This window comes from Fodinibius salsisoli, from assembly GCF_026229185.1.
In the GTDB taxonomy this organism is placed as follows: domain Bacteria; phylum Bacteroidota; class Rhodothermia; order Balneolales; family Balneolaceae; genus Fodinibius; species Fodinibius salsisoli.
This window is the reverse complement of sequence record NZ_JAGGJA010000014.1, coordinates 30,572-47,099: the sequence shown is the minus strand read 5'-3', so window position 1 is coordinate 47,099 and position 16,528 is coordinate 30,572. Positions and strand designations below refer to the sequence as shown.

The following is a 16,528-nucleotide window of genomic DNA, read 5'->3' as shown; positions in this document are numbered from 1 at the left end:
GCCAAATTATTACACTATGAAGAATTCAAAAAAAATAACGTTTTATCTAATAATAACTCTTTGCGTAGGTATTATTGGATGCAGTGATTACCTGGATGTAAATACTGACCCCAATAATCCTACAGAAGCACCCTTGACGGGTTTGATGACAAGCACAACGTTTGAAACTTCTCAGAATATGTATTCCCTGGGCAGTACAACGTCCTACTACGTTCAATACCTGGCGTCTCCCAACCAGGCCAGTTCAACAGACATTCAGGATGATGTGGCTTACGATGACACATGGTTTAGGTTTTATGATGTAATGACTGATTTGGCTGTACTAAGGCAGGATGCTGCAGAGCAGGGGGCGACTGAATATTTGGGAGTCGCCAAAATACTTACGGCCCTTAATTTGGCTACTGTAGTTGATGCGTGGGGTGATGTCCCATATAGTGAAGCATTCTTTGTTGAGACCTTAACACCGGCCTACGATAGCCAGGAAGCACTTTATGATACGGTTTTTACCATGCTTGACGAGGGTATTGCAGATCTTGAGCAGGGAAATTCAACAATTTCTTTGGGTGATGATGATTTTATTTACCAGGGGGATACCGCTAAATGGATCAGTTTTGCTCATATGCTTAAAGCTCGTTATTTGAACCATCTGAGTAAACAAGAGGTATATGCACCTTCCGAAATATTGGCTGAATTAGACCAGGGATTTACTGGCAATAGTGAGGATGCGCAAGTGGACTATTTCCAGGAAGAGTTTAATCCGTGGGCCAATGTTGCTATCGACAATTCAAACTTGTTGCTGGGCGGTTGGCTGTCGGAGCAAATAATCAAGCATTTGGATGGCACGCTGTATGGTGTTTTCGATCCCCGAATGGAAACTTTTACCGATACTAATGATAATGGTGAATACATCGGTACCCGAAATGGGGCCGGCCGGGGAGATGCACCCGAACAGGGCGCGCGCAGTGTTTTGACTACAAATACGTTCTATGCTTCTGAGACGGCTCCAATACTTATAGCTACTTATGCAGAACAGAAGTTTATTGAAGCCGAAGCGGCATTTCGGTCTAACCAGTTGACGCGTGCTTATGAAGCCTATTTAGCAGGTATAGAAGCCCATATGAATAAAGTGGGTGTTTCAGAATCTGCCAAAAATGATTATTCAACCGATCCGGCTGTGGCAGTTGGAGTAAATGGCCTGACCCTGGATCAGATATTCAAGGAAAAATATACGGCCATGTATTTGCACCCCGAAGCTTGGGTTGATGCCCGTCGTTATGATTACCAATACGAAGATATGGAAGTGCCGGCTAATCTAAATCCAGCATTAAATGGACAGTTCATTCGCCGACTGAGCTATCCCGATTCCGAAACACAACGAAATTCGGAAAATGTGCCGGACATTACTCTTCTGGATCGTATTTGGTGGGACCAAGAGTAACCTACAGTAAACAGTTGGCGGTAGGCAGAAGGCAGTGAGAAGTATCAAATAGAATTTCTGAAATTAATCCTTGACCCGGAGTGTAGGAATGGACAGTCTGTAACTGCTAACTGCTAACTGCTAACTGCTAACTGCTAACTGCTAACTGCTAACTGCTAACTGCTAACTGCTAACTGCTAACTGCTAACTGCTAACTGCTAACTGCTAACTGCTAACTGCTAACTGCTAACTTATGACCAAATATTGCTAATGTATCAAAAAACACTTGCTGTAAAAGTCGTTTTAGTCGCCATTTTGTTAACGGGATGTTCTTCCTCATCCGATTCAACCAGCGAGATAGCATCGGTTATTGAAGCCACCCAGCAATATTTTGTGCCGGATTCCCGGGTCAGTCGATTCGAGGTAGAAGTTAAATCAACTTCCGGTTCGCTCATTTTGAGTGGAGAAACGACTTTAGCTAAGGCTAAGCAGGCCTTACTTGATTCGCTTTCTGATCGGGGAATTTCTGTAGTCGATAGTATTGAGCTGCTGCCGTCCAAACAATTGGAAGCAGAGACGTTTGGGTTAGTCAACAATTCGGTAGCCAATATCCGGTCAAGCCCGTCTCATCCGGCACAATTAGTCACACAGGCAACACTGGGCATGCCACTAAAGGTATTCAAAAAAGAGGGTGGGTGGTATCTTATTCAAACTCCGGACGATTATCTTGGATGGGTCGATAGCGGAGGCCTCCGGCGAATTACTGAATCAGGATATAACGATTGGGCCGGAGCCCCCAAGCTTATCTATCAGCAGACGTATGGATTTGCTTACCAAGAGCCCTCCGCATCATCCGAAAAAGTAACCGATCTGGTAGCCGGCAGTATCCTGAAGTTAGACAATACCCTGGGTGGATTCTATGCGGTAACCTATCCGGATGGCCGCAAGGCATTTGTCAATAAGGCAGAGGCAAAGCCCTTCGACCAGTGGCAAAAGGATCTGAGTATCTCCAAAGCATCGCTGGTTGAGTCTGCCAGAGCCATGATGGGAGCGCCCTATTTATGGGGTGGAACGTCTACAAAAGGAATCGATTGCAGCGGTTTCACCAAAACAATCTATTTTATGAACGGTCGGATTATACCCCGGGATGCCTCCCAACAGGTGCACGCCGGCACATTGGTCGATGACCAGAAAAAATTTGATAATTTGCAGGTGGGTGACCTGCTGTTTTTTGGTAAAGAAGCGACCGATAGCTCAGATCGCAGGGTTGTGCACGTGGGCATGTGGATTGGCGATCATCAGTTTATCCATTCCGCCGGACGCGTACATATCAGCAGCGTCGATTCCACTGCCGATAATTTTGATGCTTTCAATTTAAACCGGTATCTCGAGGCCCGCCGCTATCTCGATAACTGGGAAGGCAATATCATCCAGACGTCAGAAATGTACAGTAAGTTGAATGAAGGATAATACCCAATGACCGTTCGTAACCTCATTGCAGCTTTGGTTGGTTTAGTGATATTTAGTTCGTGCGCAGAGTCAGACTCCGTGATAACAAACGCACAGTTAGCGCAGGAAATACAGGTCCGGCTCGACTCTTTGGAAGGCACTTTTGCCGTTGCGTTCAAAAACCTGGATGACAGTACCGAAACGGTTTATATCAACGAGCGCGAAATGTTTCATGCCGCAAGTACTATGAAGACGCCGGTTATGGTGGAGCTCTTTAAGCAGGCAGAAGAGGGAAAGTTTTCGCTGGATGATTCGGTGGTGGTTACTAATGAATTCCGAAGTATTGTCGATAGCAGCATCTACCAGATGGATATCAGTTCCGATAGTGAAGGTGAATTATACGACGCCATTGGTCAAAAGCGAACCATTCGCCAGCTGATTGACGACATGATTACTATGAGTAGCAACCTGGCGACCAATATCCTCATTGAAAAAGCAGGTGCCCAAAATGTTACCCAAACGATGCGCAGTTACGGGGCCGATAGTATCCGGGTACTGCGCGGCGTTGAGGACATTAAAGCGTATGAGCAGGGATTAAGCAACCGGACAACAGCTTTTGATGAGGCCGTTATCTATGAGCATCTTGGTCGGGGGGAAGCTGTAAGTAAGGAAGCCTCACAGGCGATGATAGACATCCTGAAGAACCAGCATTTTAACGAGATGATCCCGGCGCGGCTTCCGGAAGAGGTCGTAGTCGCTCACAAAACAGGTTGGATTACGGGAGTAAACCACGATGTTGGATTGATTATTCTGCCGGATGGTGGGAGGTATGTGCTTGTGTTACTTTCAAAAGAGGCACCAGCGCGGGAGCAGGTTTTGTCTGCTTTTGCAGATATTTCTCGGCTGGTTTATGATTACATCAAATTATAAAATCGATAACATGGCTTAAAGGTGGGATGAAAAAGTTACCGATTCTTATTTTTATTATTCTTGCTTACCTCTCTTGTAGTAAGAGTCATAATATTGAGCAAAAACCCATCCAGTTTGATTCCACACGTACGGCTCTTTCCTTGCAATACCTGGAAGAGCATTACGGAATACAGCAGCAAACACCCACAATTACCCCTCAGATGGTTGTTGTACACTGGACGGCCATTCCAACTTTTAAGAAAACTTTTGAAGTCTTTGATCCTCCAACCTTAAGAAATACACGTCCTGATATTAAAGGGGCCGGAGTGTTGAATGTATCGGCACATTATTTGATAAAGAGAAATGGAGATATTTTTCAATTACTACCCGATACGATAATGGCACGTCATACCATTGGTTTAAATCATACGGCCATAGGTATTGAAAATGTAGGCAGTCAATCGCAACGGCTTACAGCTGCCCAGTTAGAAGCTAATGCATGGCTGATACGCAAGTTAGCAAACAAACATCCGGTAAAATACCTGATTGGTCACCATGAATATACGCTTTTTGAAGAACATGCTTTGTGGAAAGAGCGGGATGAGGGATACCGAACAGATAAAATAGATCCAGGGGAAAGTTTCATGGAAAAACTACGCCATAAAGTTCATGCCCTTGGTTTGAAAGGTCCACCCGCTGTAACGCAAATCCATAGGATTCCATAGAATAAAACTATTGACCTGCTAATATACGCCTGATCAAATGAATGATGTCGTAAAGAATCGAACTGTTGTTGCCCTTTTGTTAACCATCATGGCTACGTTGGGAATAATGTCTTGCCGTTCTTCTGAGGGGTTGACGAAGGAAGAAACCGGGAGCACGAATAGAACTAATTTGGCAATGGCTTTTGATACTTCGGATGTTTTTTCGGGCAACTTTACGGGCTTCGCCCTCTATGATCCGGCTGTAGATTCCATGATTTATGCTCAGAACGAGCGCCGGTATTTCACTCCGGCCTCCAACACCAAACTTTTCACCTTTTATACGGGACTTAAACTATTACCCGAGAAGCTGCCGGCCCTGCAATATGTTGAACGGGGAGATTCACTGGTTTTCTGGGGAACCGGAGATCCTTCATTCTTGCGATCTGATTTGGATAACGGATTAATATTTGAATTCCTAAAGAACAGTACAAAAGAACTGTATTATTCTGATTCCCACTATCGCGATGAGGGATTGGGTCCGGGTTGGGCTTGGGGTGATTACCAGTATGCCTATTCCGCTGAAAAGTCGCCCTTTCCTATGTATGGTAATATGGTGGAGTTCAAGATGCAGGAGGTTACAACTACTTCTATCCGCGGGGATAGTTCGGGGCTTAATATTAATCCTCCATTGTTTCGGGAATACTTGGAAAAAGGGACACCTAAAGACGCCCAAAATGGACAGTTGGTATTAGAGCGTCCATTTTCTAGAAACACCTTTCGTTATCTGCCGGCCTCCGATACTTCTACATTTACTATCCATAAACCGTATCACTATACGCCGCAGCTTATTGTGGAAATGTTGAGCGATACGCTGGATAAACCCGTGCAGTATGTTAAAGAGCAACTGCCGGAGAATCCTCAAAAATTATACAGCGTTAATGCGGATACTCTTTATAAGAAGATGCTACAGCCCAGCGATAATTTTATTGCTGAGCAACTGCTGCTGGCATCTTCCTCAGAGCTGGAGAAACCGCTGAATACCGCTACGGTGATCGATACGATGAAAGAGACTCATCTTTCAGGAATGCCGGATGAGCCGCAGTGGGTGGATGGCTCCGGGCTTTCGCGGTACAATATGTTTACCCCTCGCAGTATGATTTGGTTGCTGCAGCAGATTGATAAAGAATTTAAATCTGACAAGAACTTATTTGAGCTATTAGCGATAGGGGGCGAAAAGGGAACGATCAGGCACTGGTATGGCGCTCGTGACGGAGGCCCACCTTATATATTTGCGAAGACAGGCACGCTGAGCAATAATCATTGTTTGAGTGGTTATATCCTAACAGAGAGCGGCAACAAACTTTTGTTTAGCTTTATGAACAACCATTATGTTGGTTCTTCATCTATGGTGAAGAGAGAAATGGAAAAAGTATTGTGGTTTATTCATCAACAATTTTAGTAATTGAACCCATGTCTTCTGATAAGCCCCCGATTTTCGTCAATGAAAGAACGGATTTCATCGATGGGAACAGCTTGGGTAATACCATAAGATATTCGGTGCTTTTGATCGATGTAGATCTGGTTTCTGTAAGGCCGTAATATATTTTTGTTTTCATCTTCACTGTTGGGGGAGGGGACCAAAACCTGTTCTCTGGATGCTGTGGCTGAGCGGGCTAACCCTACCCATTCGAAATTGTTAAAATTATCGTTGCTGCTTATTACCAATCCCCCACTTATACCGGGATTGAAGAGGGCATCGATAATAAAAAATCGATGGGGTGGAAGGCCTTTGGTACTAACAACACCTCTTGTAATCATGGGAAAGCCTTTGGGATAGCCCAAAATATACAGGAATGAACCTAACTGCAGGCGATCACTGCGGCCCATTGAAAATGGGAGTGGTTGATACTCTTTGCGCGCTTCCCTGTTAATATTAGTTTTTAGCAGCGCAATGTCTGTCAGTGAGTTTGATGCGATCACTTCAAACGTACTCAGTTGTCCTGGTATGAAAATAAGATTACTTTGGCTCCTTTTAATACTGATAGACTTAATAAAAGTATTTGCCGGAAGGTCATCTCCATCAAAATAGGAAATGATAGTATCCGGGGCGGTAACAACATGCTCACAAGTGATAAGCAGGGCATCACCATTGTTGTTTAAGTCTAACATTACCGAAGTGCCGGCTGTACTCTCTTCGCTTGAAAATTGATCGGAGGCAATATCAGAGGGGCGGTTGGTCCGGATATCAGCTAACCGGACACGAGCATCATCGAAAGAGTAGGTGTTATAAAATACCGACGTAATAAGTCGGACCATAGCTTTTTGGGCTTCTTGCAGGGAGGCCGAGATATCCTGATGAGGAAAAGCGGTAGTATAGCCATCCGATGAGGATGCCTTAGATTGAGGCGATGAAGACACCGAACGAGCCGTTCTTTGCGAGCTGCTACAAGAGATACTCCCGACAGTAACTACCAGAAACAATATGAGGCTGATATATTTAAGCATGGCAGTAAAATTTTATTTACACATGCAATATAAACTAAGACAACACAATGATGTTAAAAAATATATAAAAAAAGCGACTGCTGATCTGTACTTTTCGTATTCTATTAAATGTATACCAGCAAATGTAAGAAAAAGTTACAGCGGAGAAGTATTTATATTTAGTTTTGCACAGACTGACCCTGTACTTGTTTTGAACCCGTTATATAACTGTCCTCTATTTTGCCAAGGCATATGAGCGTATCTCCTTCGCCGGGGAGGGGGGCGAAATCAACGGTATAAGGCCTGATTTCTTGCGTAGCTTTGATCAGGAAGAGAGGGGTAAGGTGTTTTATTTTATGATCAAACTCTTCTTGTGTGAGGGTTTGTTCTATTTCAACAAGCTCTAACTCAGCGCCTTTTTTAAGGGCGGTGGAGATGTTATCAAAATTTAGATTCTCATCAAAAAGAATACGTCCACTTAAGTTATCGGGAACCTCTTGATCGGCTCGTTTAGCTTTGGTAGCCGCAGCAAGCTGAAAAACTTCTGATGTGCCGAAAATTTCCTTATATCGAATTACCGCTAAAGAGTTAACTTCGTCATTAGGCGTCAATGCCAAGAGTTTGCCAATGCCATCCAAATTTATTTCATCTATGGCATATTCCGAAAGCACGTTTCCATAATAGGTTTTTAATCCCATTTTGCGTGCCTTATTAATATTAGACCAGTTAGAGTCGGCCAACAGGACTTTAAATCCTTTATCATGCAGCAACTCTGCAATATCTCGGGCCCATTGGTGGGCACCAATCATCAAAAATCCCCGGGGTGTTGGTTTTGCTACCCCCAGGTAACGAGCTACTTTTGAGGCGGAAAGTCCATAAATAGCTACCGTACTGATAATGATAATGAATACGATGGGTACTAATTGTCCTGCTTCAGCATAGCCATTCTGCACCAGTTCATAAGCAAATAGTGAAGAAATAGAGGCGGCTACAACACCACGGGGAGCCATCCAGCTCAGGAAAAGTTTTTCCCGGTTATTGAGCTGCGATCCAATAGTTGAAAGATAAACGCTGAGTGGCCGTGCTACAAAAATGAGGATCAGCAAGAAGGCTAAGATTTGCCAGTTTAAACTGCCAATAAGGTTTGCCAGCTCTACACGGGCCGCTAATAGTACAAAAAGCGCGGAAAGGAGCAGCAGACGAAGGTTTTCTTTAAACTCAACAATATGGTGAATGCGAGCCGATTTTTGATTGGCAAGGGCTATTCCCATCACGGTAGTAGCCCATAATCCCGATTCGTGTTGAAGAGTATTGGAGACCGCAAAGACGACAAGCACGATCATCAGCGTTACCGGGTTTTGAAGGAAGTCTGGCAGTAAATAGCGTTTTAACAGGATGTAGATAATTCCGGCGCCGGCTAACCCTACTAATGATCCAAAAAAGACCGTTTTGAAAATACTGGACAGTGCCAGGCTGATTCCTTCTGAGAGTCCACCGGCAATAATCACTTCAAAGACCAGAACCGTTAGCATCGCACCGATCGGATCAATGACAATACCTTCCCACCGAAGCACGGAACTTACCTGTCCGGTAGGTCGCACTTGCCGCAGAAGAGGAATGATAACGGTAGGCCCCGTGACAACCAGGATGGCTCCCAGCAATACAGCGAGCTGAATGTTCATGTCAAACAGATAAAATGCGGATAGGGTACTAATAATCCAGGTGAGCACCACCCCCACACTTACAAGTTTGATAATCGCCCCGCCGATGTTGCGGAGCTCGGAAAAACGAAGGCTGAGACCTCCTTCAAATAAGATAATGCCAACAGAAATAGATACAAAAGGAGCAAGTAAATTGCCCATCAAAGCATCTGGATCTAACAGGCCGGTAATGGGGCCCGCAATAATACCAGCGACAAGGAGTAATAGGATGGCCGGCAATTTTGTTTTCCAGGCTATCCATTGCGAGCCAACTCCAAAAAGTATTACACAAACGATGCCAATTAAAAAATGTTCACCCATAGGCGAATTTATCACTTCTGTTGTTGCTATTTCTAAATCGGTAGAAAAATAAGCAAACCATATTTAATTCAAAGAAAAGGTTGACCTTTATATGAAAAGAAATCTGGGAAAACATTTGTGAAAAAAATGTTAAAAAAGGTCAGCTTTTCTTGCAATTCTAATTCCTTTAAAGGTTCTTTCAGATCATTCTACGAACAGGATGAAAATATGGTTTTTTATTTAAAGCTTCCTGAGCCCCATCTATTGTAATACGCTGATGGTAAAATAGCAGAGGAAGTTCTTTCAAAAGTATATCAAGTTACCGATATTAAGTCGATTAAAATGAGAAAAACCCTAATATCGGTGCCTTGGCACCATATTCACAGATTAGCCGAACTAAGAGAATATTGAATTTTTAAGACCTAAGACAGTGGCAGATAATAGCAATACTATAATTAACAGAATAACCGGTTTCTTTAGAAAAGACTCAGCGGCAGGAATGATGCTCATGTTTGCGACCATTCTTGCGTTGATTGTGGCCAATAGCCCTCTTTATGAATTGTATCATCATCTTTTGGAAATGCATATCCAATTGGGGGTTGGTGACCTTACCATAGATGAATCGGTTCACCATTGGATTAATGATGGTCTGATGGCCGTCTTTTTTCTACTGGTTGGATTAGAAATCAAACGTGAATTGAAATATGGTGAACTTTCAACCGTACAATCGGCATTATTACCTGCTGTAGCAGCCGTCGGCGGGGCTATGTTACCAGCCCTCATTTACTGGGGTTTTAATGCGGGAACTGAAAATATGAGCGGTTGGGCGATACCGATGGCTACCGATATTGCTTTCGTCATTGGGGTTGTTGCTCTGCTTGGAACGCGTGTGCCGGTATGGGCGAAAGTCTTTGTGACTGCCATTGCTGTTGTTGATGACTTGATTGCTGTACTGGTGATTGCGTTCTTTTACACCGAATCTATCAGCATGGTGGCGTTAGGCATTGCCGGTATTTGTTTGCTGGTATTGTTGTTACTGAACTATAGGGGAGTCAATAAGATTTCTATTTATATGGTTATTGGATTTATCATGTGGTGGGCCGTTTTAAAATCGGGCATCCATGCTACAATAGCCGGCGTAGTATTAGGGTTTGTCATCCCTGCCAGCCGTGGATGGAGCCTGGATAAGCTCAAAGAGTACGCTCAAGAAGGTTTCGACTTGTTCAAACAGGCTGCAGATGATGATATGCCCGTCACAAAGGGGCAGGCCCTGCATCATATGGAAGAGACGGTCACACATGCCGAATCTCCTTTACACAGGCTTGAGCACAAGCTTCACTTTTCGGTTTATTTCTTGATTATGCCTGTCTTTGCTTTTGCTAATGCCGGCGTCGTTTTTGATCCGGAGGTGGTAGGGCATGCCTTTGTATCTCCGTTGACGTGGGGCGTTGCCGTTGGGCTTTTTGTTGGTAAACAGATCGGTATCCTTGGTTTTACATGGATTCTCACCAAGCTGGGCTTAACCGATCTGGTTGATAATAAGGAAACCTGGAAGACGGTCTATGGAGTAGCGCTGCTCGCAGGAATAGGATTTACGATGTCGCTGTTTATTGCCAACCTCTCGTTTACAGACTTTGAACATTTGGAGTTTGGTAAAATTGGTATTTTGTTGGGATCCCTTGTAAGTGGTCTGCTTGGATACTTTGTGCTTAGCCGTCAGCCAGAATATGGCGCTGATACCCAACAGCCTTTTGATGTACCTGAGGGAAATGAAACAGAAGTTCAGCCTGGCTAAGGTAAGACTTCACATAAAGAAATATCACAGTTTCAGGGACGGCTTGTTTTCAGGCCGTCCCTTTTTATTGCTGTAAAGATGAGCGGGGAAGCGTTGTACCTTAGATTATTTAAACGCCGAGAGAGATAAGGAGGCTATTGTGCGGTAACAGGATTTGATAACGTCCCTCTAAGGCGAATAAAAATCCCGTTATCTTTACGGGGCAGAGAGATGGAAAGAAGTTTTTCAATATTTGCTAAGACTTTCTGGAAGGAAGGTGAAAAGTCGGAGACGGTAACAGTCGTTTCTTCCAGGGGAGAGTTCCCAAGGGGTTCTCTAAGCGTTAACAGGCCTTCTGCCGAAACAAGAGCAAGCTCTGATTTTAAATTAGAGGTGAATTGCAGTACACCGGGCTGAGGCTGCGGTGTGGAGCTAAAACCAGCCGACTGGAAGGGAATAGCATCTGTTGCATATCCAAAGCCCTGGATAAAGAATCCATAGCTGTTCTGAAAAGATACTGCCGGGGTAACCGTCAGCGAATCCATGGAAACTTCATGGGTCCCTTCTTCCCAAAAACTATCTTCTCCAGCAGGTATTGAACCAGTATAATTGAAGGTCTGAGCTTTAAAATTTGTGACAGACGTTTTGGGAAGTTGAAGCCGTAGCCTCCTGCCATTTAGATGAAGTTTTTGATTTTCGGTAAAAACAGTATCCGTGATGGCTGCCCGAATACCATCCAGTGCCTGCCCGTTAAAACGGATTTGAAGACTGTCAGCAGCAACCTGTCGGAGGCTTTCTTTATTAACATAGGATGGGTTGGAGAGAAAAGCATCGGCGGAATGCATATGCTCAAGACCATATTCCGTTCCCCCAATATAAATGCCTAAGACATCCAAATAGGAAAGATCAACCGTGAGCTCTTTGGCTCGTTCTATATGATTGCCAAAGATGATAGTTAAATCCTGGAACCGGACCTTACCTGTAAAGGGGGTGACATCCAGGTCAGAATACTGAACGGAAATAGAGCCGGCTTCAGCAGTCTGTTCTTCAATCAGCGCCCTGATCTGTTGCTCGGCCTGCGATGCCGCATAGTAATGATAGCCAAGAATAGCGACAAGGATTAACACTATGGCTACAAATGAATATTTGGACTTATTGCTCATAGTTCTCCCTTTATGTTGATATTAAGAAGTTAACCGTTCCAAGATTTCGTCAAAGGTGAAGGCCTCTTCTTCGCTTTCTTTCATATTCCGGAGTACAAATTTGCCTGCCTCCAGCTCATGACTTCCCACAATGATGACATGACGGGCATTCTCCCGGTCGGCGTCTTTCATCTGAGATTTCATGGAACGGCCAATATAATCCATAGAAGCAGACAGGCCGGCTTCACGAAGTTTGGGAAGATGGTTGATGCCCCATTTTCGAGCTTCATCACCGAGGGTAACGATATAGACATCCAGCATTTCTTCTTCCGCCAATTGGATATCAAGCTCTTCGCAGGCAATAAACAATCGTTCTATCCCCGCAGCAAAGCCTACAGCTGGTGTGGGTTGTCCGCCGATTTCTTCGATAAGAAGGTCATACCGCCCGCCTCCGCCCAAGGCATCCTGGGCGCCGAGATCCGGACTTACAAGCTCAAAAGCGGTTCGGGTATAATAGTCAAGTCCACGAACCAGGTAGGGATCTTCCTCAAAAGGAATATCCAGTTCCGTGAGCAGTTCTTTAACGCGGCTGTAGTGCTCTGCTGTCTCGTCAGTCAGGAAGTCTGTAATCACCGGCGCGTCTTCGACAAAAGGTTGATCCTCTTCCTCTTTGGAGTCGAGAATACGCAGTGGATTTTTTTCGAACCGGTCTTGGGATACCTCACTCATTTCCGACAGGTGGGGACGAAAGTGATCTTTCAGTACTTGCGTGTAGGCTTTACGACTTTCCGGATCACCTACGGAATTTAGTTTTAATGTTGTATTGCTAATGCCTACACGGTCATAGATGGACATCATGAAAGCAATGATATCGACATCAGCGGCGGGATCGGCAGCCCCAATAATTTCAGCCCCAAACTGGTGAAACTGGCGCTGGCGCCCTTTTTGGGGCTTCTCTGCCCGGAACATAGGACCAATGTAGTAGAGGTTTTGTGAGCCCCCACGTTGATCCAGATGATGTTCAACATAGGCGCGGGCAACAGGAGCAGTACACTCCGGGCGCAGTACGTAGTGATCGTCTCCCCGATCAAAGGCAAACATTTCTTTGGAAACAATGTCGGTCAACTGACCAACGCCTCGGGCAATCAGCTCCGTTTGTTCCATGATAGGCGTACGTATTTCTTCAAAATTGAATTTTTTAGCCTCCTCATGAATAATGCGTTCCAGTTTTTGCCATTTGTCTACTTCATCAGGAAGAATGTCGACCATTCCCACATGTGTGCTAAACGTCGATTGCGCCATGAATTAATTGAATTCGATTGTAAAAAATTATTCGTCCCTAAGATAAGCGTCTGTTAACAGAAATTCTTTGTCAATTTTGTAAGGATTACATGGAATTTCGGTCTTACTTGGTAAAGCCACAGATAATCATAGATTACAGGCTGATGAATAAATTTCGAAAACATGACAGAAAGGTTCATCGGTTAAAGGGGTACGATTATTCCAAATCCGGCTATTATTTTATAACAATTTGTGTTGCTGACAGATTTCATCTTTTTGGCAAAATTATAAAAGAACAAATAAAATTGAACGAATATGGTAAAATAGCTGAAGAGGAATGGCGGAAAACCGAAAAATTACGTAATAATGTCCGACTGGATGAATTTATAGTGATGCCTAATCATGTGCATGGGATCATTGAGTTGTTTAAGCCCAGTAGTGACACGGCGCGCCGTGTCACTACTGAACGATTTGGAAAACCTGTTAGAGGATCGCTTCCAACAATTGTCAGATCTTATAAATCAGCTGTTACGAAGCAAATCAATGAACTAAATGAACAACGGGGTGATAAAGTCTGGCAGAAAAATTATTATGATCATATAGTTCGCAATCATGAAGAATTAAACAGGATACGAAAATATATTAAGGATAACCCAAAGAATTGGGAGCATGATAAACTGAATATAGAGTGATAGTGGCACGACGGGCCGTATACCTATCACCAATTGGGACTTTTGATGAATTTTGGGGAAGAGCCAGAGTTTAAGCGCTTTATTTTTAACAAATAGAAATTTTGGCCACTGATTTACACAGATAATAACTGATTCTCTACTCTATTTGTTTTAATCAGTGTTGATCTGTGGCCCGTCAAATCAGATGCCTCTTAGGACTATTTTGCCGGTATTTTTATTCTCCTGCATGCGTTGATGGGCAGCTTCGGTCTCGGTCCAGTCGAAGGTAGAGTCGATGACGGCCCGTATCGTGCCATTTTCAAAGAGAGGCAGGGTCTGGGCGGAGAAATCCTGAGAAAGGTTAATTTTATAGTCCACTGTTCGTGACCGCAGGGTTGAACCTATGATGGAAAGTCGTTTGCGAAGAATGGGAGTGAGGCTCATTTCTTCCAGTTTATGGCCTCCCAAGAAGGCCAGATAGACCAGACGTCCATCCACAGCGAGAACGTCCATATTTTTATGCCAGTATGGTTCGCCAATGAAATCAATAATCAGATTAACCGAATCGGGACCTATATCCCGGCTAATTTCTTGGGCAAAATTTTGTTCTTTATAATTATAGGCGAAGTCAGCGCCCAACTGTTTGGCCGTATCTAATTTATGCTGTTTTCCTGCGGTACCGATAATACGCGCCTTATAAAGATGCTTTGCCAACTGTATAGCCGAGGTGCCAACTCCACTGCCGGCTGCATGAATGAGAACTGTTTCTTTCTGTTGCAATTTTCCCAGCCAATCCAATGCCTGGAAAGCCGTTAAGAAAGTCTCGGGTATGGCGGCGGCTTCTGTAAAGGAGAAGTTCCCAGGAATGGACATAGCCATATCTTCATGGAGCGTGCAGTATTCGGCGTAACCGCCGCCGGGTAGTAATCCAAATACACGATCACCGACCGACCACTGGGTAACTGATGGACCCACCTCTTCCACAATGCCCGCCATCTCCAGTCCGGGAATAGCACTTGCGCCCTTTGGAGGGGGATAGTTGCCGGTGCGTTGCAGCAGGTCGGCCCGGTTAATAGCCGTGGCGTGGATACGAACGAGCACTTCTTGTGGCTTTGGCTCGGGTGTTGGAGCCTCTTGAATTTCGAGCGCAGAATGCTTGCCGGGATTGACAATTTGTATCGCTTTCATAGCATCAATTAGGTTGGGGTAAAATAGTTTTGTACTCGGGAGCAGATATTAATTAGCAGATTTTTTACGTCCGTTGAGAGGTTAAAAAGCAATATGGAGCCGGTGAAAAGAATCGTAATAACCGCTGATCGTACCAGAACATCGATAATAAAGTTATACAGGTAGGGTATTTGAAAAGAAATGAGCAGGCAGGCTACTGCAATACCAAGAACGGCCAGGGCGTTCCACCGAAAGGGCTGCATCCCAAACGTTATCCAGACGAAGACAAATTTGACAAAGTTATAGATAAAGATGGAAATAGCGGTGGCAATAGCGGCGCCCAGCATACCGTAATATTGGATGAGGATGTAGTTGGTACCCACCGTCAAAAAGATCAGCATTATGTTGGTGTACAGATCGAAACGGAAGTGTTTGGAGTTCGCGATAATACTTCCGTTAACTCCCGTGGCCATGTTGAATAATTTGGCAGCACCAATAACCAGGATAATCCACTTGCCACCCCGGTATTCGGGTGGCAGGAGGTCCATCAGATTGTGCATATTGGCCCAGACTCCCACATATAAAAGCGTGCCGGCAATGATCTGGTTAAGCGCCGTTCGTTTATAGAGCGAGTCAATTTCATCAAACTTCTTCTCTTTGAGAAAGTCGGCCAGCAGGGGAGAAGCAATTTTGACGATCGAGCGTTGGGGCACAGCAATGACGGACCCCACATAAAAAGCAATAGCATATATTGCAGTGCTCTTGAGGTCAATCATGGCCCCGAGCATCACTTGGTCAATATTGCCCACCAATTGGGTAGCCATGCCGGCAAGCAGTGAAAAGAGGCCATAGACGCCCATGCTTCGCATAAACTTTTTGGGTTTATCAAAAGTTGGAAGCTTAAAACCCAGTTCTCCCCGGCGGTATAGATAAATCAGCAGATAAACAGGCTGCAGGCAATAGGTGAGGATGAATCCGATCATAAAGCCCGTAAAACCTACCAGGTCGTAGTGAAAAGATACCAATAGCAGGATGATGAGTATCCGGACGAACACTTCATTGACAAACGAGCCGGTAACGGAATCCTGTAGCGCCCGCACATAATTATTGAGTATTTCAAAAAAGAGAACGCCGAAGACCAGTGGAATTAAGTAGGCATAATATTCAGGAAAGAGGCCAGAGGGGTCGTCGAATAAGCTTATAATCAGATCATCACAAAGCAGGTAGACCACGGTGAATAAGACCATCCCGACCATCGGAACGAGCAGGATAAGGGATAAAAAACGATACCGGGAGGATTGTGAATGCTTGAAGTAGGGAAAGTAGCGTATGACGATACTCTTCACGCCAAAATGAACAAATTGAGAGCTGAGCATGGCTGTAGTAATTAGTACACGCGTCAAACCGTACTGTTCAGCTCTCAGGAAATTGGGAAAAAGCAGAATGGTAGAGACAAAGCCCAGCGCCACCCCGAGGTAGGAGATAATGGTGTTTTGGATGCTCTGTCGAATAATGACGCCCAATACAGTA

The 16,528-nt window shown here is 44.5% G+C and carries 13 protein-coding genes; 7 read left to right on the top strand and 6 right to left on the bottom strand.

What is annotated here, in order from left to right:
• Positions 1-16 precede the first annotated feature (16 nt).
• The 5 genes from J6I44_RS16865 (at position 17) to J6I44_RS16845 (ending at position 5,938) form a co-directional block, all read left to right on the top strand.
• Positions 17-1,438, top strand: a complete 1,422-nt coding sequence (locus J6I44_RS16865; RefSeq protein ID WP_265767333.1) for a SusD/RagB family nutrient-binding outer membrane lipoprotein — start codon at positions 17-19, stop codon at positions 1,436-1,438.
• Between the two features lie 249 nt (positions 1,439-1,687).
• On the top strand, positions 1,688-2,887 hold the full coding sequence (locus J6I44_RS16860; protein WP_265767332.1) for a C40 family peptidase: 1,200 nt from the start codon (positions 1,688-1,690) through the stop codon (positions 2,885-2,887).
• Positions 2,888-2,893: 6 nt separating this feature from the next.
• A complete protein-coding gene (locus J6I44_RS16855; RefSeq protein ID WP_265767330.1) occupies positions 2,894-3,796 on the top strand; it encodes a serine hydrolase in 903 nt (300 codons plus the stop codon).
• 26 nt (positions 3,797-3,822) lie between these two features.
• Positions 3,823-4,500: an N-acetylmuramoyl-L-alanine amidase gene (locus J6I44_RS16850; RefSeq protein WP_265767329.1), complete on the top strand. Its 678-nt coding sequence runs from the start codon at positions 3,823-3,825 to the stop codon at positions 4,498-4,500.
• A gap of 37 nt (positions 4,501-4,537) precedes the next feature.
• Complete coding sequence (locus J6I44_RS16845; protein ID WP_265767328.1) at positions 4,538-5,938, top strand: D-alanyl-D-alanine carboxypeptidase/D-alanyl-D-alanine-endopeptidase; 1,401 nt, start codon at positions 4,538-4,540, stop codon at positions 5,936-5,938.
• Here J6I44_RS16845 and J6I44_RS16840 read toward each other — a convergent pair.
• On the bottom strand, positions 5,935-6,897 hold the full coding sequence (locus J6I44_RS16840) for a S1 family peptidase (RefSeq protein WP_265767327.1): 963 nt from the start codon (positions 6,895-6,897) through the stop codon (positions 5,935-5,937). The two genes, J6I44_RS16845 and J6I44_RS16840, sit on opposite strands and share 4 nt — an antisense overlap.
• A 245-nt stretch (positions 6,898-7,142) precedes the next feature.
• Entirely contained in the window at positions 7,143-8,984 is a 1,842-nt protein-coding gene (locus J6I44_RS16835) for a cation:proton antiporter (protein ID WP_265767326.1), read from the bottom strand.
• 409 nt (positions 8,985-9,393) lie between these two features.
• Here J6I44_RS16835 and nhaA point away from each other — a divergent pair, with 409 nt between their 5' ends.
• Entirely contained in the window at positions 9,394-10,758 is a 1,365-nt protein-coding gene (gene nhaA / locus J6I44_RS16830) for a Na+/H+ antiporter NhaA (RefSeq protein WP_265767325.1), read from the top strand.
• A gap of 134 nt (positions 10,759-10,892) precedes the next feature.
• Here the strand turns inward: nhaA and J6I44_RS16825 are convergent, their stop codons facing one another.
• Together J6I44_RS16825 and hisS are read right to left on the bottom strand one after the other, a co-directional pair.
• Entirely contained in the window at positions 10,893-11,900 is a 1,008-nt protein-coding gene (locus J6I44_RS16825) for a hypothetical protein (protein ID WP_265767324.1), read from the bottom strand.
• Positions 11,901-11,921: 21 nt separating this feature from the next.
• Positions 11,922-13,181 (bottom strand): histidine--tRNA ligase, encoded by a 1,260-nt coding sequence (gene hisS, locus J6I44_RS16820; RefSeq protein ID WP_265767323.1) that lies wholly within the window; start codon positions 13,179-13,181, stop codon positions 11,922-11,924.
• A gap of 143 nt (positions 13,182-13,324) precedes the next feature.
• On the opposite strand from hisS, the gene J6I44_RS16815 reads away from it, so the two are divergent.
• The gene (locus J6I44_RS16815; protein WP_265767322.1) at positions 13,325-13,852 is read left to right on the top strand and encodes a transposase; all 528 of its coding nucleotides are present in this window, start codon (positions 13,325-13,327) and stop codon (positions 13,850-13,852) included.
• A gap of 180 nt (positions 13,853-14,032) precedes the next feature.
• Here the strand turns inward: J6I44_RS16815 and J6I44_RS16810 are convergent, their stop codons facing one another.
• Together J6I44_RS16810 and J6I44_RS16805 are read right to left on the bottom strand one after the other, a co-directional pair.
• Complete coding sequence (locus J6I44_RS16810; protein ID WP_265767321.1) at positions 14,033-15,019, bottom strand: NAD(P)H-quinone oxidoreductase; 987 nt, start codon at positions 15,017-15,019, stop codon at positions 14,033-14,035.
• Between the two features lie 8 nt (positions 15,020-15,027).
• The gene (locus J6I44_RS16805; RefSeq protein ID WP_265767320.1) at positions 15,028-16,521 is read right to left on the bottom strand and encodes a lipopolysaccharide biosynthesis protein; all 1,494 of its coding nucleotides are present in this window, start codon (positions 16,519-16,521) and stop codon (positions 15,028-15,030) included.
• Between the last annotated feature and the right edge of the window lie 7 nt (positions 16,522-16,528).